19 protein-coding genes and 1 pseudogene are annotated in these 17,122 nt (G+C 62.0%); 12 read left to right on the top strand and 8 right to left on the bottom strand.

What is annotated here, in order from left to right; genetic code table 11:
• Positions 1 to 48 precede the first annotated feature (48 nt).
• Positions 49 to 348: a DUF982 domain-containing protein gene (locus NKJ15_RS06250; protein ID WP_352472868.1), complete on the top strand. Its 300-nt coding sequence runs from the start codon at positions 49 to 51 to the stop codon at positions 346 to 348.
• Positions 349 to 389: 41 nt separating this feature from the next.
• Here NKJ15_RS06250 and NKJ15_RS06245 read toward each other — a convergent pair whose 3' ends face one another.
• The 4 genes from NKJ15_RS06245 to NKJ15_RS06230 all read right to left on the bottom strand — a co-directional run bounded on the left by NKJ15_RS06245 (position 390) and on the right by NKJ15_RS06230 (position 2,716).
• Positions 390 to 887 carry a hypothetical protein gene (locus NKJ15_RS06245; protein WP_352472867.1) on the bottom strand — a complete coding sequence of 166 codons (498 nt, stop codon included), beginning with the start codon at positions 885 to 887 and terminating at the stop codon, positions 390 to 392.
• A gap of 84 nt (positions 888 to 971) precedes the next feature.
• A complete protein-coding gene (locus NKJ15_RS06240; protein WP_352472866.1) occupies positions 972 to 1,604 on the bottom strand; it encodes a LysE family translocator in 633 nt (210 codons plus the stop codon).
• A 4-nt stretch (positions 1,605 to 1,608) separates the two neighbouring features.
• Positions 1,609 to 1,767 carry a hypothetical protein gene (locus NKJ15_RS06235; protein ID WP_352472865.1) on the bottom strand — a complete coding sequence of 53 codons (159 nt, stop codon included), beginning with the start codon at positions 1,765 to 1,767 and terminating at the stop codon, positions 1,609 to 1,611.
• A 118-nt stretch (positions 1,768 to 1,885) separates the two neighbouring features.
• Complete coding sequence (locus NKJ15_RS06230) at positions 1,886 to 2,716, bottom strand: SIR2 family NAD-dependent protein deacylase (protein ID WP_352472864.1); 831 nt, start codon at positions 2,714 to 2,716, stop codon at positions 1,886 to 1,888.
• 310 nt (positions 2,717 to 3,026) lie between these two features.
• On the opposite strand from NKJ15_RS06230, the gene NKJ15_RS06225 reads away from it, so the two are divergent.
• From NKJ15_RS06225 to NKJ15_RS06175, 11 genes are all read left to right on the top strand, one after another.
• The gene (locus tag NKJ15_RS06225) at positions 3,027 to 3,692 is read left to right on the top strand and encodes a GlcG/HbpS family heme-binding protein (RefSeq protein ID WP_352472863.1); all 666 of its coding nucleotides are present in this window, start codon (positions 3,027 to 3,029) and stop codon (positions 3,690 to 3,692) included.
• Positions 3,693 to 3,751: 59 nt separating this feature from the next.
• Positions 3,752 to 5,554, top strand: coding sequence for a methanol/ethanol family PQQ-dependent dehydrogenase (locus NKJ15_RS06220; RefSeq protein ID WP_352814612.1), 1,803 nt, complete (start codon positions 3,752 to 3,754; stop codon positions 5,552 to 5,554).
• Positions 5,535 to 6,398, top strand: coding sequence for a substrate-binding domain-containing protein (locus NKJ15_RS06215; protein WP_352472861.1), 864 nt, complete (start codon positions 5,535 to 5,537; stop codon positions 6,396 to 6,398). The genes NKJ15_RS06220 and NKJ15_RS06215 overlap by 20 nt, the downstream gene beginning before the upstream one ends.
• 1 nt (position 6,399) lies before the next feature.
• Positions 6,400 to 6,933: a c-type cytochrome gene (locus NKJ15_RS06210; RefSeq protein WP_352472860.1), complete on the top strand. Its 534-nt coding sequence runs from the start codon at positions 6,400 to 6,402 to the stop codon at positions 6,931 to 6,933.
• Between the two features lie 38 nt (positions 6,934 to 6,971).
• On the top strand, positions 6,972 to 7,946 hold the full coding sequence (gene coxB / locus NKJ15_RS06205) for a cytochrome c oxidase subunit II (protein WP_352814610.1): 975 nt from the start codon (positions 6,972 to 6,974) through the stop codon (positions 7,944 to 7,946).
• A complete protein-coding gene (gene ctaD, locus NKJ15_RS06200; protein ID WP_352472858.1) occupies positions 7,943 to 9,919 on the top strand; it encodes a cytochrome c oxidase subunit I in 1,977 nt (658 codons plus the stop codon). Before coxB ends, ctaD begins: the two co-directional genes overlap by 4 nt.
• On the top strand, positions 9,916 to 10,521 hold the full coding sequence (locus NKJ15_RS06195; protein WP_352472857.1) for a cytochrome c oxidase subunit 3: 606 nt from the start codon (positions 9,916 to 9,918) through the stop codon (positions 10,519 to 10,521). Before ctaD ends, NKJ15_RS06195 begins: the two co-directional genes overlap by 4 nt.
• A 1-nt stretch (position 10,522) precedes the next feature.
• Complete coding sequence (locus NKJ15_RS06190) at positions 10,523 to 10,864, top strand: hypothetical protein (protein ID WP_352472927.1); 342 nt, start codon at positions 10,523 to 10,525, stop codon at positions 10,862 to 10,864.
• Complete coding sequence (locus NKJ15_RS06185; RefSeq protein ID WP_352472856.1) at positions 10,861 to 11,745, top strand: cytochrome c oxidase assembly protein; 885 nt, start codon at positions 10,861 to 10,863, stop codon at positions 11,743 to 11,745. Before NKJ15_RS06190 ends, NKJ15_RS06185 begins: the two co-directional genes overlap by 4 nt.
• Positions 11,726 to 12,139 (top strand): c-type cytochrome, encoded by a 414-nt coding sequence (locus NKJ15_RS06180; protein WP_352472855.1) that lies wholly within the window; start codon positions 11,726 to 11,728, stop codon positions 12,137 to 12,139. The genes NKJ15_RS06185 and NKJ15_RS06180 overlap by 20 nt, the downstream gene beginning before the upstream one ends.
• A 526-nt stretch (positions 12,140 to 12,665) precedes the next feature.
• Entirely contained in the window at positions 12,666 to 13,187 is a 522-nt protein-coding gene (locus NKJ15_RS06175) for a ferritin-like domain-containing protein (RefSeq protein WP_352472854.1), read from the top strand.
• Between the two features lie 294 nt (positions 13,188 to 13,481).
• On the opposite strand, the pseudogene NKJ15_RS06170 reads toward NKJ15_RS06175, so the two are convergent.
• The 4 genes and pseudogenes from NKJ15_RS06170 to NKJ15_RS06155 form a co-directional block, all read right to left on the bottom strand.
• Positions 13,482 to 14,508, bottom strand: a pseudogene (locus NKJ15_RS06170) (IS110 family RNA-guided transposase).
• A gap of 352 nt (positions 14,509 to 14,860) precedes the next feature.
• The gene (locus NKJ15_RS06165) at positions 14,861 to 15,790 is read right to left on the bottom strand and encodes a hypothetical protein (RefSeq protein ID WP_352473421.1); all 930 of its coding nucleotides are present in this window, start codon (positions 15,788 to 15,790) and stop codon (positions 14,861 to 14,863) included.
• A complete protein-coding gene (locus NKJ15_RS06160; RefSeq protein ID WP_292657573.1) occupies positions 15,787 to 16,182 on the bottom strand; it encodes a phage holin family protein in 396 nt (131 codons plus the stop codon). The genes NKJ15_RS06165 and NKJ15_RS06160 overlap by 4 nt, the downstream gene beginning before the upstream one ends.
• Entirely contained in the window at positions 16,179 to 16,907 is a 729-nt protein-coding gene (locus tag NKJ15_RS06155) for a hypothetical protein (RefSeq protein ID WP_352473423.1), read from the bottom strand. The genes NKJ15_RS06160 and NKJ15_RS06155 overlap by 4 nt, the downstream gene beginning before the upstream one ends.
• Positions 16,908 to 17,122 lie beyond the last annotated feature (215 nt).

Genomic DNA, 17,122 nt, shown 5'->3' with positions numbered 1-17,122 from the left:
GGCCACCTTGCTTGAAGCGGCCACCTTGCTTGAACCGGGAGGAATACGGTGCTGAGAACAGAGTTCGATACCCCTGTTTGCATCTATTTCGGCAAGCCTGGGCGATCGCGATTGGTCAGTTCCGTTTTCGAAGCAGTACATTGCCTGAAAAGCGAGAAATGGCCGGCGCGCAATGCTCCGCTGGCGCTGGCGGCCGCTGATGTATTGAATCGCGCCCGGACCGGTGAAATTACGGCCGGCAAAGCGCGGCAAGCATTTGTCGACGCCGCTTGGGAGGCGAACATTCTTGTCGAAGGCGAGCCGCATGACGCGCGTGGCCTGACAGCCTTCATGTCGGACAGCGGGTGAACCGGCACGCTGTTTTCCCGCAGTTCCGTCCAAAGCTTGGTTTATCGCGAATGATTGGCGTTCTCGGCCTTTTTCTCGCGCTGCTGCCTGAGGACCTCGTCGGTTCCGACCAGCTTCTTCGATCCGCCGGGAATCGCGGTGGACACAACAGCCGGTGGGTCGCTTGCCGGGAAAGAATCCTCCAGACCCGCCTGCAACTGGTCTTCCAGCGTTTGCGGCTCTTCAGACCGGCCGGGGGTCCTTCGGGTATCTACGTTCTCCAGTGGCTGCTTCATGTCCGGTGAAGACTTTACCTCTCGAATCCAGCCGTAGAGCTGTTCGATGGCAAATTCCTTCATCGTGTCGAAATCGGCTTTTTCGTCACGCGATGCCTCGATTTGGTCGACCATCGTCTTCTCGAACCGGTCGAGATTATCGTTTCCGCAGGCCCGGCAGAGACGCACCAGCGCCTCGCGCAGTATGAGTGGCGCAAAGTGCGCCGTCGCCTCAAGCCTGAGCTGCTGCAAACGCTCCGGGGTAGCGGCTTGGAACTTCGACATGTTCGACCTCTCGCCTTGTGGAGCAGGTCAACGAAAATTGTCGGCGGATGTTCCATCGGCGGTGGCCGGTGCATCGCTTGATCCTCAGCGGTGCGCGCCACCGACTGCCATGCGGATACCGAGACAGACGACGAAGCAGCCTGCCACGCGCTGCTGCCAGAGCCTTACCTTCGGGCGTTTCATGACCCAGGTCCCGAGCGTGCCGGATGCGAGTGCATATGTGCCCAGCACCAACACACCGGTCATTTTCTGGGTGCCACCGAGCAGCAGCAATTGCAGCGTGACCGATCCGCGGGAGGGATCGACGAACTGTGGAAGGAAAGCTAGCATGAAGGTTATCGGCCAGGGATTTATCAGATTGGCGATCATTCCTTCGCGTGCGGCCACAAGCGCCCCGACACTGCGGGGCTCCTCGACGGCGACGCCGGCCGACGGCAGCAGCACCAGACGCGATCCAAGCCAAACCAGATAGGCTGCGCCCATCCATCGAAGCATGGCAAAGGCAAACGGCGATGCCTGGAGCAGCGACGATATGCCGAGGGCAAGCAGCGGCAGCTGGACCATACCGGCGCCGAGGGTCATTCCCAGGACGGTGAACAGGGCAACATCACGGCCCTGCCCGATGCCGCGCGCAATCACCAGCAGACTGTCGGGCCCCGGCGGCATCTGCATCAGGATGACCGTTCCGACAAAAGCCGTCCACGAAGCGGGATCCACGTCGCTACTTCGCCCCGGTTTCGCAAGATGCCTTTGCGCCGTCCTTCAACTGGCCGGCATCTCGCATCATCTTGAGCGCTTCGTCCCTCGTCAGGCCGCACTTGCGGGCAAAAAAATCGATCTCATAGGCCAACTCGGCCGACAGGTCGTGTTTGGCATACATTCTTCGCTTGTGTTTGCGTGCGCCCACCAAGGCTCGGTCCCGGCTATGTTAGTCCTCCCGAACTCACATCGGATCAGCCGGTTCCCACTGCCTGACCAATTCGTTTCCGCAGGTTTTCTCACGCGCCGTCCGGCCGGCCGACCCTGTCCTTGAGTTCGTTCAGGAATGCGAGGAGCGCGTCTTCAGGATCGTCGGCCTCTTCGGTCAGCATATCGATGCCCCAGCGGCCGAGAACAGCCTCCTGGACGATGCTCGGCTGCGACATGAAGATGAAGGATTTCGGACGGTTCTTCTCGTAACCGGACCTGCGCCAGGTCTGCCAAAGCCGATGCAGCAGCAGACGGATGTTCATGTCGGACATGCTGTAGCCGATGAACAGGATGGTGCGCCCTAGCGCGTCGGCTCGAAATTTCACATCGAGCGGCGAATCGAACGACAGCCGTTCAAAATAGTCGGTCTCCGCCAGGACCAACGATTTATCGTCGTCGAAATCGCCGTGGAACTTGATGATCTGCGTCACCTCGCCGGTGGCCTTTGGCAAGTCCTTCGCATTGGCGACTTTGACAAAGGGGCGGCTATGGATCTCGAAGGCCACCTCGAGGTTGCGATCATAATTGGTGGTGTAGATGATCGGAAAATCGAGCGATACGATCAGCTTGTGGATTGCCGATCGCTGCACTTCTTCCCGCGAGACGCTCCATTCGCGATCCATCCAACTGCGCAAATGGCTGAGGCTCCCCTGCTTCAGCCGGTAATATTCTGCAATGGCCTGATAGCTGGCCTCTGGTGCGCCTATCATGTCCTCGTGAAGGCCGAGCTCGTTTTGCATGTGCTCGATGAGCTTTTGCCAAGACGGCAAGCCGACGCTCATCGACACCCCGGCTCCAACGAACAGGATCGCTCGTCGCTCTTTCACCGATTGGGCCAGTTGCTCGACTGCAGACAGCATTCGACACAACTGCAATAGATACCGCTCCGTTCCAGCCGAGCCCGGACCACCGGGAGAATAACTCCGATTTCGGATTGAATGCCTCCCGAGCGCCCGCCGCCGAGTTTAGCTCACCCCATCCGATATTTATTTCATTCCATTTGGCACTTCTGCGCCTGTCACGCGTTGGGAGTGTTCAACAAACACGGCGCAGCTGATGGATCGCAATCGGATTGTCTCAGTAGCATTATGTCTGTTCCTGCTTACGATCTGCGCCGTCCAGCAAAAAGCTTGGGCTCAAGCACCTTGCCCGGCCGACCACGACAAATTGTTGGCCGCTCTCAAGGCCAACGTCAAAGCAAGCGGCGGCCCGGGCAATGGCGGCTTCGATACTCATGAATGGGCCGCAGTCGTGGCTCGCGACGGAACGGTCTGCGCCGTCGCGTTCAGCGGGCCTACCGCCGACGCCCAGTGGCCCGGCAGCCGGCTGATCGCCGCCGAAAAAGCCAATACCGCCAACGGGCTCAGCCTCGCCCAGATGGCGTTGTCCACCGCGAACCTCTATGCGCCGGTGCAGCCCGGCGGTCCTCTATACGGCCTGCAGGCCACCAATCCGGTCAATCCAGCGGTAGCCTATGCCGGCGATCCTTCGACATTTGGAAGCTCCAGCGATCCGTTGCTGGGAAAGCCCATCGGCGGTGTCGTCGCATTTGGCGGCGGCCTGGCTCTTTACGACGCCAAGGGGATCGTCGGGGCGCTTGGCATAAGCGGCGATTCCTCTTGTGCCGACCACAATGTCGCCTGGCGCGTGCGCGCCGCGCTGGGGCTGGACAAGGTGCCGGCCGGCATCAACCCAGACCGCAAGGACGCCATCATTTACGACCTCGATCCCGGCGGCAAGAGCGCCTCCGGCTGGGGGCATCCATTGTGTGCCGGAAGTGAGGCGGACGTGGCGGCGGAGCTCGGCGCCGGCGTGGGCGGGTCAATACACAAATGAAGAAAGTGCGACAGGTGGCCGTGCAAACCAGTGTGTCAGCCAACGGGGGAAAAAGGTCTATGGCTGCGATGCTGGGATGGACGCTGCTGGCGGGCTTCGCGCTGATTACCGCGGCGGTTGCTCAGTCAACGTCAAGCCCTGCGATAAATCCGCCGGCCGCAGCCGCTCCGCCCGACGACGGCCAGTGGGCGATGCCGGCAAAGAACTACGCCTCGACCCGCTACAGCGATCTCGCGGAAATCACCGAAGACAACGTCAAGACCCTGCAGGTGGCCTTCACCTTCTCGACCGGCGTCAACAAGGGCCAGGAGGCTGCGCCCCTGGTGGTCGGCAACACGATGTACATAGTGACGCCGTTTCCCAACATCCTCTATGCGCTTGACCTTACCAAGCCCGGCGCGCCGATGAAGTGGAAGTTCGAGCCCAATCCGGAGCCTGCCGCCCAGGGCGTTGCCTGTTGCGACGTGGTGAACCGCGGTGCGGCCTTCTTCAACGGGCGCATCTATTTCAACACGCTCGACGGCCACACCATCGCCGTGGATGCGGCCACCGGCAAACCGGTCTGGAACACCCATATCGGCAACATCAATGTCGGCGAGACCATCACGATGGCGCCGCTGGTGGTAAAGGGGAAGGTGCTGGTCGGCAATTCCGGCGGCGAAATGGGCGTACGCGGCTGGATCAAGGCGCTCGACGCCGGCGACGGCCACGTCGTCTGGACGGCCTACAACACCGGCCCGGACACCGAGGTGCTGATCGGCCCGGATTTCAACCCGCATTACGACATGGACAAGGGCAAGGATCTCGGCGTGACGTCGTGGCCGCCCGACGCCTGGAAGATCGGCGGCGGCAATGTGTGGGGCTGGATCTCCTATGACCCGGACCTCAACCTGATCTTCCATGGCACCGGAAATCCCGGTCCGTGGAATCCGGATCTGCGGCCTGGCGACAATAAATGGACCGCCGGCATCTTTGCCCGCGATCCCGACAGCGGCGCAGCCAAATGGTTCTATCAATGGACCCCGCACGATCTGCACGACTACGACGGCATCAACGAACAGGTGCTGCTCGACATGACCTGGCAGGGCAAGCCCCGCAAGGTGCTGGTGCGGCCGGAACGCAACGGCTACGTCTATCTGTTGGATCGCACCACGGGCGAGGTCCTGTCGGCAGTGCCGTTCGGGCCGGTCAATTCCAGCAAGGGCGTCGACCTCAAGACCGGCCGGCTGATTGTAAATCCGGACAAAAAAACCGGCACCGGCAAGGTCGTGCGCGACATCTGCCCGACCGCGTCCGGCCTCAAGGACTGGCAGCCTTCGGCATTCTCGCCCAAGACCGGTCTGCTCTACATCCCGCACAACAATCTCTGCATGGACGAAGAGGGCGTCGAGGTGAATTACATCGCCGGCACGCCCTACGTCGGCATGAACGTGCGCATGATCCCCGGGCCGGGCGGCAATCGCGGTGCTTTCACCGCCTGGGATGTCGCCGCCGCCAAGCCGGCGTGGAGCCTGAAGGAGAACTTTCCGGTGTGGAGCGGCGCCGTCGCCACCGCCGGCAACGTCGTGTTCTATGGCACCATGGAAGGCTGGTTCAAGGCGGTCAGCGCCAGGACCGGCGAACTGCTGTGGCAGTTCAAAACGTCGTCCGGCATCATCGGCCAGCCGATCACCTATCGCGGCCCGGACGGGCACCAATATGTTGCGATCCTTTCGGGTGTCGGCGGCTGGGCCGGCGCGATCGTATCCGGCGATCTCGATCCGCGCGACGCCACCGCCGCGCTCGGCTTCGTCAACGTCATGAAAGATCTGAAGGATGTAACCACGCCGGGAGGTACGCTGTATGTGTTCCGGCTGCCTTGAGACGATCGGCCGAGTTGCGCGGCCACGGAGAACGCGTTCGCGGCGGTTAGCCGTCGCGGTTGGCGCACTGGCGCTCTCGCTTGTCGCCACCCTTGCCGATGCGCGCGAGCTGAGGATCTGCGCCGATCCCAACAACATGCCGTTCTCCAATGCCGCCAGGGAAGGCTTTGAAAACAAGATTGCCGAACTCGTCGCCGGGGAGCTTGGTGCGACGGTGTCCTACACGTGGTGGGCACAGCGGCGCGGCTTCGTCCGCAACACGCTGAAAGCCGGCTTGTGCGATCTGGTGCCCGGCACGCCCGTCAATCTCGAGATGCTGCGCACGACCGCGCCCTACTACCGGTCTTCCTATGTGTTCGTGACACGCAAGGATGTGCCAGAAATCACGTCCTTCAACGATCCTCGCCTGCGCGATCTGCACATCGGCGTCCAACTGATCGGCGACGACGGCGCCAACTCGCCGCCCGTCCAGGCGCTTGGCCGCCGCGGCATCGTCGGCCATCTCATCGGTTTCCCCGTCTATGGCGACTATTCGGCGCCGAACCCGCCAGCGCGCATTATTGAGGCGGTCGCGAATGGCGACATCGACATGGCCGTCGTCTGGGGACCGTTGGCCGGCTACTTCGCATCCAAGCAGAAGGTGGCGCTGCGGATCACGCCGGTTTCGCCGCGCGTGGACGGCCCGCAACTGCCGATGATCTACGACATCTCGATGGGCGTGCGCCGTGGCGACGATACGCTGCGCAACGAGGTGAACGCCGCCCTGACCAGACACCGCGACGAGATCGACGCGATCCTGGCGGCCTACCAGGTGCCCCGCCTCGATCCTGTCGGAGCGCCTTGAAATGAAGCGCGGTCTTCCCTTGCTGGTGTTCGCGATCCTCGCGGTTTCCGGGTGCCAGCGTGAGGAACGCGACACGCGTCCACAGTCGGCGCTCGGCTCGGGCGACCAACCGGCAGCCGTGACGGCCCTCGAGCCGGGCGGCCAACGGCCGGCCTCGTCCGATACCAAGGCCGGCGTGTTCGAGGCCAACGCCTTCCACCTCAGCGAGGGCAAGCGTCTGTTCAACTGGTTCAACTGTTCCGGTTGCCATGCCAATGGCGGTGGCGGCATGGGCCCGGCCCTTATGGACAAGAAGTGGCTCTATGGCAGCTCGATCGAAAGCATCCACGCCACGATCAGGGACGGTCGGCCAAACGGCATGCCGAGCTTCCGCGACAAGATCCCGGACGACCAGATCTGGGAGCTTGCCGCCTTCGTCCGCGCGTTGAGCGGCAACGCGCCGAAATCCGCTGCGCCGAGCCGCGACGACGACATGATGCCCCATCCATCCGAAAATCGCCTGCCGGATGCCGCGACTCTGGGGAAGTCGCCGTGAACCGCCTTGTTTGCAGGGTGTGCTGCGGCGCAGCCTTCATGCTGCTCCTTGCAGGATGCAGCGGCTGGCAATCGGCGCTCGACCCAAAAGGCTCGGCCGCGGGTGAGCTTGCGTGGCTGATCTGGTTCTTCACCGCGCTGTGCACGGTGGTCTGGCTTCTAGTGCTGGCTGTGCTGATCATGCCATTGGCCCGGCGCGCGGCGCCGCTCGGCGATCCACTTGTACTCGACGCTGCCGCCGAGCGCAGCAAGATGCGAATTGTCGTCGCCGCACTCGCCGCTACCGCCCTGATCCTGGTAGGCCTGACCCTGCTGAGCTACTTCGCCAACCGGACGCTCGCTGCTATCGGCTCGGATGCGGCGCTGACGATCCGGGTGACCGGACATCAATGGTGGTGGGAGGTGCGCTACGAAAATGATCAGCCGAACCGCATCCTGACGACCGCCAATGAAATCCACATCCCGGCGGGCGAGCCGGTGCGGCTTGTAGTGACCTCGACCGACGTCATCCATTCCTTCTGGGTCCCGAACCTCTCGGGCAAGCTGGACCTCATTCCAGGCCACGAGAACGTTCTCGATCTGAAGGCGGACAGACCCGGCGTCTATCGCGGCCAGTGCGCCGAGTTCTGTGGCGCGCAGCATGCCAATATGAGCACCTTCATCATCGCCGAACCTCGGCCTGTATTCGACGCCTGGCTGAACGATCAGCTGCGGCCGGCGGCCGCCCCCGTGTCGGCCGAGGCCAAAACCGGCCACGACCTGTTCCTCAAACGGCCATGCGTGATGTGCCACAAGATCGGCGGCACCATCGCCGGCGGTACGGTCGCTCCCGACCTTACACATATCGCAAGCCGGCGGACGCTCGCTGCCGGAACGCTGGCGATGAGCCGGGGCAATCTCGCAGCCTGGATAGCCGATCCGCAAGGGATCAAGCCAGGTGCCCACATGCCCGTGGTGGGACTGAACGGGGACGAGCTGAATGCAATCGTAGCCTATCTCGAGGGCTTGAAATGAGTAGCGCCGACCTGGCCCATGGGCGTGACCTCGCCCAGCAACGCGCCGCAGCACAAAAGGGTGACCTAGCTCCCGAGCGCGACGGTCCTCGTGATACCGGCCTCGACGACGCCAGCCTTGACGGCTGGTTGGCGCGGACATGGCAGACGGCGCCAGGCATCATCGGTGCGCTCTCGAGCGTCGACCACAAAATTGTCGCGCGGCGCTACCTGATCACCGCTTTCGTCTTCCTGTGCCTCGGTGGCCTCAGCGCCGTTGCCATGCGCATCCAACTGTCGGGGCCGGAGCGTGGGCTGATCGGGCCCGACCGCTACAACCAGCTGTTCACCATGCATGGCGTGACCATGATGTTCCTGTTTGCAGTGCCGATCGTTCAGGCGACCGGCATCTACCTCGTGCCACTGATGGTCGGCACCCGCAATATCGCCTTTCCGCGCCTCAATGCATTCAGCTTCTGGATTTATCTCTCCGGTGGCCTCTTCGCTTGGGTGTCGTTTGCACTCGACATGGCGCCCGACGTCGGCTGGTTCTCCTACGTGCCGCTGTCCGGTCCTGAATTTGGGCCAGGCAAGCGTTCCGACGTGTGGGCGCAGATGATCACTTACACCGAAGTGTCATCGCTGGCGGTCGCGGTCGCCACCATCGTAACCGTGCTGAAGCAGCGTGCGCCGGGCATGTCGCTCGATAAGATTCCGCTCTACGTCTGGGCGATGCTGGTCACCTCTTTCGTAATCGTGTTCGCCATGCCGGCGGTCATGATCACGTCGACGTTCCTGATCCTCGACCGGCTGGTCGGCACCCATATCTTCAATCCCGCCGAGGGCGGCGACGTTTTGCTGTTCCAGCACCTGTTCTGGTTCTTCGGCCACCCCGAAGTCTACATCATATTCCTGCCGGCTACCGGCGTGGTGTCCTCGATCATCGCCGCTTTCGCCCGGCGTCCGGTATTCGGCTATCTGGGCATGGTACTGGCCTTGATCGCGGTCGGCTTTCTGTCGTTCGGCCTGTGGGTTCACCACATGTTCGCAACCGGTCTGCCCAAGCTCGGCGCGAGCTTCTTCACCGCCTCAAGCATGCTGATCGCCATCCCGAACGGGCTGCAGATCTTCTGCTGGCTGGCGACATTGTGGGACGGACGCCCGATAATCCGGACGCCGCTGCTGTTTGTGTTCGGCTTCTTCTTCACGTTCGTCGCGGGCGGCCTGACTGGGGTGATGCTGGCGTCGGTGCCATTGGACCTGCAAGTGCACGACACCTATTTCGTGGTCGCGCATTTCCATTACGTGCTGATCGGCGGGTCGGTGTTCCCGCTGCTCGGCGCGACCTATTTCTGGTTCCCCAAGATCACCGGCCGGATGATGAGCGAACGTCTCGGACGCTGGCACTTCTGGCTTGCCTTCCTAGGCTTCAATGCGGCGTTCTTTCCGATGCACATTGTCGGCCTGTGGGGCATGCCGCGGCGGGTCTACACCTATCCGGTGGAACTCGGCTGGGGCAACATCAACCTGTTCATCACAGCCGGCGCGGTCATCCTGTTCCTAAGCTTCGTTCTGTTCACTATAAACCTGGTGTACAGCGCCTCGAGGGGCGCCCCGGCGGGGGACAATCCCTGGAATGCTGGCACGCTGGAATGGGCGACGAGCTCTCCACCGCCGAGCTATAATTTCGCTCGGATCCCGGTGGTTACCCACGCCGAGCCGCTCTGGGCCGAACGTGACACGCTGCCTGTCGCGACCGGGCTTCGCGTCGACGCGCGCGAACTTGTCATATCGACCGTGGCAGAGGCGCATCCAGATGTGCGCGAGAAGTCGGCGACACCGTCGATCTGGCCATTGTTCGCCGCGCTCGCCGTCGGCGCCACCTTTCTCTATTCGATCTTCAGCCCGTGGGCGGTGGTCTGGGGAGCCGGGCCGATCGCCATCACTCTGATCGGCTGGTTCTGGCCGAAAGGCGACCCGGAGGATGAGGAATGAAACAGCGCCCTACCGCCGATCTTTCCCAACTCCCGACCTTCGGGCTCGGACCACGCAGCCCGACCTGGTGGGGCACTCTCGCCTTCATGGCGCTGGAGGGCACTGGGTTCGCGCTCGCCGCAGGCGCCTATCTTTACCTTGCCTATCTGTCGCCCGAATGGCCGCTGGGCGTGCCGCCGCCCAACCATTGGCCAGGCACCATCGTCACGCTGTTGCTGCTCGCCAGCGTGGTACCCAACCACATACTGAACCGCTATGCCGAAGCCTGTGCCATGGTGCCCGTGCGCATCGGCCTGATCGTCATGTCGCTGCTCGGTATCGCACCGCTTGTCGTGCGGTGGTTCGAATTTCCGGCCCTCAACATCTATTGGGATACCAATGCGTACGGCTCAATGCTGTGGGTCCTGCTCGGCCTCCACACAACGCATCTGATTACCGACGTCGGCGACACGCTGGTGCTGACGGTCCTGATGTTCACGCGCCATGGCTATAACGGCCGGCGTTTCGGGGACGTTGGCGACAACGTCTTCTACTGGGATTTCGTGGTCGCGACTTGGATCCCGATCTATCTGTTGATCTACTGGATGCCGAGGCTTGACTGAGATGCGTGCGCTTCGCTTGGGCACATCATGGGGCGGGCTGTTGTCCGGGCCTTTGGCCTGGGCGGTGTCGACGCAGCTGAACTATGCGTTCGTGGAGTGGCAGTGCGCCCACGGCGTTCCCCTCATACTGGTCATTGCGCTGGTGCTGACAGTGCTGGCCCTGCTCGGCGGCGTGCTTTCGTGGCGGGCGCGCCAGCAAGGTGGCGCCGCCTTTAAACCGGATCGTACGCGCGGCACCGAGGATTTCGTCGCCAATATCGGCATTCTCAGCGCGGTGCTGTTTGCGCTGGTAATTGTCATGCAAGGCGCCGCCTCGCTCATTCTTGACGGCTGCCTGCGATGAGCTTCGACGCGCTCTTCTCTACCACGATCTGCTACGGTGCCGGCGCCGCGCAGGCCGGCTGGACGCTGGCGTTGCCGATCACGCTGCCGCTAACCATGGTCGCACTGCTTTACGCGGCAGGCGCCTTTCGGCTGTGGCGGCGGAGTGCCCGCAGCCGCCCGTTGCGGTTGCGGCAAGCCCTGCTGTTTGCGACCGGCTGGGCCATTTTGGCGGCAGCACTGGTCAGTCCGCTCCATGCATTGGGTGAGCGGGTCTTCACCGCCCACATGATCGAGCACGAACTGTTGATGGCGGTGGCGGCACCCCTGCTGGTCGCCTCCCGGCCGGCGGCGGCGATGATGTGGGCATTGCCGATCAAGCTGCGGCTGGCATTTGGCGCAGCCGGGCACGCGAAGATGCTGCAGGCGGTTTGGGCCACCATCAGCCGCCCTGTAACGGCCACCGTCCTGCACGGCGTCGCCATATGGGCATGGCATATTCCGGCGCTGTTCGAGGCGGCGCTTGCACAGGGTGTCCTGCATTACGCGCAACATGCCAGCTTCTTCGGTTCCGGCCTGCTGTTCTGGTGGGTCCTGCTGCCGCGTTCAGGCCGCGAACAAGCCTGTGGCAGCGCAGTCATGCACCTCTTCTTCACGTCGCTGCACACTGGCCTGCTCGGAGTGCTGCTCCTGGTCTCGCCAAGGCTGTGGTATCCGGAAAATGGCGCAGGCGCAGACCTATGGAATCTTAGCCCGCTCGAGGACCAGCAACTCGCCGGTCTGGTCATGTGGGTTCCGGCCGGCCTGATCTATGGCGGCGCGGCGTTGCTGCTGGCCGGCCTGTGGATCCGCTCGAGCAGCCGAAAGGACCGGGAGGCGTCGCATGCGCTTCACGCTGTCTAAAGCCGTAATCGGCGCTGCGGTTATTGTCGTGCTCGTTGCAGCCCTGGCCGGGATTTTGTTGTACTTCGAGCAAAGCCGTCGGGTCGAGCAGAAGGCCGACAATGCGACCGGCGGCGTCGGCGCCCGCGCCATTCCGATCATGATGGCCAATGGCTGCGCCGGTTGCCACACCATCACCGGCGTTCCCGGCGCGCAAGGGTTAGTCGGTCCACGCCTCGACGCAAGCCTGGCCACCCGGGTCTATGTCGGCGGCGTCTTGCGCAATAGGCCGGAGAACCTGATCCGCTGGATCCGTGCGGCAAGGGAGATCAATCCGCATACGGCAATGCCTTCGACCAGAATTTCCGATCAGGAGGCGCGGGACGTCGCTGCCTACCTCTATTCGCTGAAATGACATCGTTGCTCGCCTAGTCGAGATCAAACACTGCCGGCAGTCTACCGATGCCGGTTTGCCGGACCGGCAATCGTCACCGCCTTCGGCTCGATGCCTTGCTTGCCGACGAACCTTTCGGAACCGGCCCGCATCGGCGAGGCTGCCCGCGGTCGCGTCGCACATCGCGGCCGACGCGAGCGCCCGCTATGGCCCGGGCAATCTGCTGGTGCGGATTGTTTCGCGGGCATCTCGGATATGAGCTTCTTTGGCGAGGGGGCCGAGTCCGGTCCGACGTCGTCGTACGCAACACGCCGATGTGGGCAACATTCCTACCCTCAATATGGTGGGGAACGAGACTACCATACGCCGTGCGACCGTTTGCATATCGGCTATGCTTTCGACGTACTGTCGCAGGTTGTGAGAGCTGTTTATGCTGCACTTCTTGAAGAGCAGGGTTAGGTGTAAAAGCTCGACAGTCAACACCTCGCCAGGAACAAATCGGCATAGCCACGGTTTGGTTCTACACGTCAAACCGCGAGGAAATCCTATGGATACTGATGTCAATTCCGAAACCCGCTCGATCTTCATTGTCGGGCTGCGCAACGCCCACGCCATGGAGAACCAGGCACTGTCGATCATGAAACCTCAGGTCAAGCGGATCGAGAACTATCCGCAGGTCGCCGACCGCCTGCAGCAGCATATCACGGAGACCGAAGGGCAGATGGCCCGCCTGGAATCCATTCTGGATGGCCTCGGTGAGGACCATTCCACATTGAAGGACACGGCCATGTCGATGGTCGGCAGCATGGCCGCGATGGGACATTCCGTAGCCGGCGACGAAATCCTCAAGAACAGCTTCGCCAACTTTGCATTCGAAAATTACGAGATCGCCGCTTACAACTCGTTGCTCGTACTCGCCGAGGCCGGAGGGTTTAGTCAGGCAACCAATTCCCTTCAGCAGAATCTCAGCGAAGAAGAGAAAATGGCCGACTGGTTGAGGCAGAACCTGCGCGGTGTCACCTTGCAATACGCCAGGCTGCGTGAGGCGGGAGAGACCGCCAAGAGTTAGGCCGCCCGGCGGGCCGAGAGGAATTCCTAGCAACCACCCCTGTCGAATTGACGGGGTTGTCTAATCGCCGCTGGGACGTCAAGCATGTAATTGCGTTGAGACGACGCTGCCGGGTGCATGGTTGTCTTCGCGGTCGACATCAGTCGCCGCATGATGGAGCTCCGCGGACGAGCCTTCAATGTGGACGACGCACTTTGCTGAGACAGCGGTGCAATCCCATCAGCGGAATGGCTCGGCTCACGTCCCGGCAGGGACGTCTCAGGCGCTCAGATCCTGAACGCTATTCGCAAGATTTCATGCTGTGGCGCCTGCATTTCGATCAAAGAACTCACCGGTCTTGAGCATCGAATGCATTATCACCGCCAGTTTGCGCGCCACAGCCACGGCAGCTCGTTTGAAGCCAAACCCTCTCCCGGAGCCTGAGGCCCCACGTGCGCAGGCTGCTGTCGATCGAGCTGCGTGTCAGGATGACCGCCGCAGCCTCATAGAGAAGTCCCCGCAAATGTCGATCGCCGCGTCGGGATATATGGCCGTCATAATCGACTTCTCCCGATTGGTAGCGGCGAGTTGTCAGGCCGATCCAAGCGGCAACAGAGCGGGACTTCTTGAAGTTGCCCGGATCTTCAATGGCCGTGGCGAAAGAGGTTGCGGTAATGGCGCCGATGCCGGGGATCGACATGAGTATGCGGCATGCTTGGCTTTGACGTGCATCTGCGACAAGCTGGCGCCCAAGCTCGGCGGCACGGATGCGAATGCTGCACCAGGCTTCCAACATCGGTAGGACGACAGGAGCAAGCTCGCTCTGATCGATAAGAAGGCTCCGGACATTCTTTTCGAATGTAGTTCCCTTACCGGCGGGAACGAGCAAGCCGAACGTTTTCATGATCCCTCGGATCTGGTTGGAAAGCTCGACGGTGATCCGGACCAGCCGAGTGCATGCTGCCACGAGCGTGCGGGTCAACATACTGTCGAAGCCTTTCACGCGCACCTCGCGAAAGAATCCTGCTTCAGCAAGACGCGCCAAACCATCGGCGTCATTCGCATCCGTCTTGTTCGCCGCCATATCGAGAGCGGCTTTGGCATGGCGCGCATCGATGCAGATGGCTGGCAATCCCTCGGCGCGCAGCGCATGATAGAACCAAACTGACAGCGGGCCGGTTTCGAACACGACGCGCTTTGCGGCCGGCGCCCGCTTGCGGACAAGCTCGGCAATGATCCTGGGATCAGATGCGCACTTCCCGCGCCAGATCCGTTCGCCTTCACGGCGGATCGACACCGCCGTCTCTTTCATCGACACGTCGAGACCGATATGTTCTTCCATGGCTGTTCTCCGTTGATGCTGGGCCCGGCGTCCAGTCGTGAGCCCGTATTTCATCTTATCGGGGAACAGCCACCCTCCAAGGCTATGATCGGTTCCAGGGCGCGTCGCTCCCGCGATTACCCCATGTGGTTGTTTTTTTTCAGAATGGACAGTGCTGCTGAGGCCCGTTGGCCAGACACGCTTCATGCAGCCCGACGAAGCGAAGAATCGGAACGGACCGGAGCGCCTCGGCTAATGACTTGAGCGCCGCGATCATATTTGTCTGCGGAAGGTTGCGGACTCCTAGCCGACTTCGATGTGCCAACCGCGAGGCGGCCCGTGGTCGGAATCGCCACGAACGACCGCAGCGCTATCACGTTGTTTCGGGAGAATCGTTCGAACTGGGAACCTCGTCGGTCTCCGGCAAACGATCGCGAATCGCTTCCTCAGTTTTGCTTGCCGTCTTTTTCACGACTTTCTCGACGCGGTCGACCAAGGTCTCGGCGTCGCTGCTGGAACCCTGTCGGTCAGCCTCTTCTTTTACAGTCTCATATGCTTCGGCGGCGACCTGCTTGGCTTGTTCCACGCCTTCTTCAAAGAGCTCCTCGGCACTGTCACGAAGCTTGTCGCGGTAGGGGCCGAGTTGTTCGTCTTCCGCGGCGGTGTGAGGCAGCATCACGCCGATGGCGGTGCCCACGGCAAGGCCCACCGCGGCCATTGCCAGAGGTTCGCGCTGGAACAGGTCTCGCGTCGACTGCCGCACCCGCCCCGCCATATCGTTGGCGCTCGAGCCGAACTGCCCGGCCGTGCTTCTTAATCTTTCTTTGGCGCCGCTCGCAACGTCTGCGACAGCCTCAGTCCCACCGCCTGCCACGGAAGCAACCGAACGAGCGGCATCGGAGAGCATGGAGCCGGCGGAATCTTCGCTCTCGGCACCGTACTCATCGCCGCTTGAGTCCTGCCAGGCCCCGCCCAAGCTCCGCTGGTCAGAGAAGGTTCGGCTGCCGTCAGGTTCCCTGCTGGTCGAATAGGCACCAAGTGCTGAACTGTCTACCGACGTGCCCTTGCCAAGCATCAGCCAGGCCAGGCCCGCGCCGACCAATGTAAGCGGCAACGGATTGTCCCTGACCTGAGTCTTAAGATTGCTGAGCATGGCGGATCCCTCGCCGCTGAACATCCCGGTGAATTCGTCGATCAGTTGGCCCGGTGTCATCTTGCTGCGGATCGAGTCTGCGGTATCTGCCACTCTGGCGCGAGCAATATCAGCATCGCGTTCCAACTCGGCTGCGGATTTGTCGGTCATCTTATCTGTTCCTTGATCACGCGTGCGTCGCGTTTAAGTTGGTCTTGTGTCCGGTCGGGGGTCAACTCTGAGGGAGCCATGCTTGCCTTGCCGGAGCGCAAGAGTATGACGCCCAGTACTGCCACCACGACGCCGACGAGCAGCGAGGACCATCCGGCTCCCAGCCCGGCGCTCGCCAAGGCAATCACCAGCGCCTGCAAAAGCACCATGAGGGCGGCGAGCAGGCAAATGGCGCCTCCCATTACCTCCACGGCGCCGGCGCCGGCCTTGCTTACCTTTTCCGACATTTCAGCCCGCAACAGCCTGCTTTCGGTTTGAAGCAGTGTTGTGACCTGCTGTGCCAGATCGCTGACAAGGGTTGTCAGGCTGCGAGTGTCCTGATTGTCAGTCATGGGTTTTGCTCCAGGCTTGCATTGGCCCAGTCATCGCCGGACTGATCGGATACTAGCGGGGCCGGCTCCACTGCCTCTGCCGATCGCCCTCCGAACTCATTCGAGCTAGGACCGGTCTCGGGCGCCCGGCCTGCTCCCGACCGGCGCGGTGCTCCGGCTTGGGCAGAGGGCGGCGAGCTCTTGATGAACCGCCCCAGCGCCAGGCCTGCCAATACCGAACCGGCGATCAGCGCCCCCGAGTTTTCGCGGCCGAACGACTGAATTTCGCCAAGCACCTCGTCGAACGGTTTATCCTTCAGGGACGAGGAAAGCCGCTCGAGCCCGCCTGCGGCGTCAAGGGCGAATTTCGAAGCGGTCCGTTGATCATTATTGGCAAGATGCTCGCTTGCCGCGCGCAATGCGCCGCTGAAGGCCTTCAGATTGGCGCTCACGTCGCGCTGCGTTCCCTCCGCCTTGTTGAACAATGCTTGCTTTGCTTCCGATGCGTAGTCTCCGGCTTTCCTGGTGATCTCGTCACGCGCATCGTGGAGCGCTTCCGTCGCGGTCTGCTTTTCTCGCTGTAGTCTTTCCGAAAGCTCGCTTCTGGCTGTCTCGAAATCGGCCGTCTGACGGCCCTGATCGTCCTGGTCCTGCATGGTGTCTCCTAGTGGAATCCGAGGAAGGAGAGGATCGCAAGCACGACGACGACGAAGCCGATGAGATAAATAACACTGTTCATGGCGCAATCTCCTCCACTGCGCACCGAACTTGCCTGTGCTTCCCGTGTTCCCCTCAGGCGTCATCTTTTTTGGTAAGCGAAGCCTAACCAGCCTCAAGACGGGATGTTGTCCTGTGCCGATGGCGGTGAGCGCGCGGTTGGAAATGATACGAGACCGGACTCCGGTGCGACTTACAGGTCGAGGCGCAGGTCCGCTCCGGCACATGGCGCTGCATGGGCCGG

This window comes from Mesorhizobium sp. M0207, assembly GCF_040321995.1.
GTDB lineage: Bacteria > Pseudomonadota > Alphaproteobacteria > Rhizobiales > Rhizobiaceae > Mesorhizobium.
Note: the sequence above shows the minus strand (reverse complement) of the source record. Positions and strands in the feature narration are given on the sequence as shown.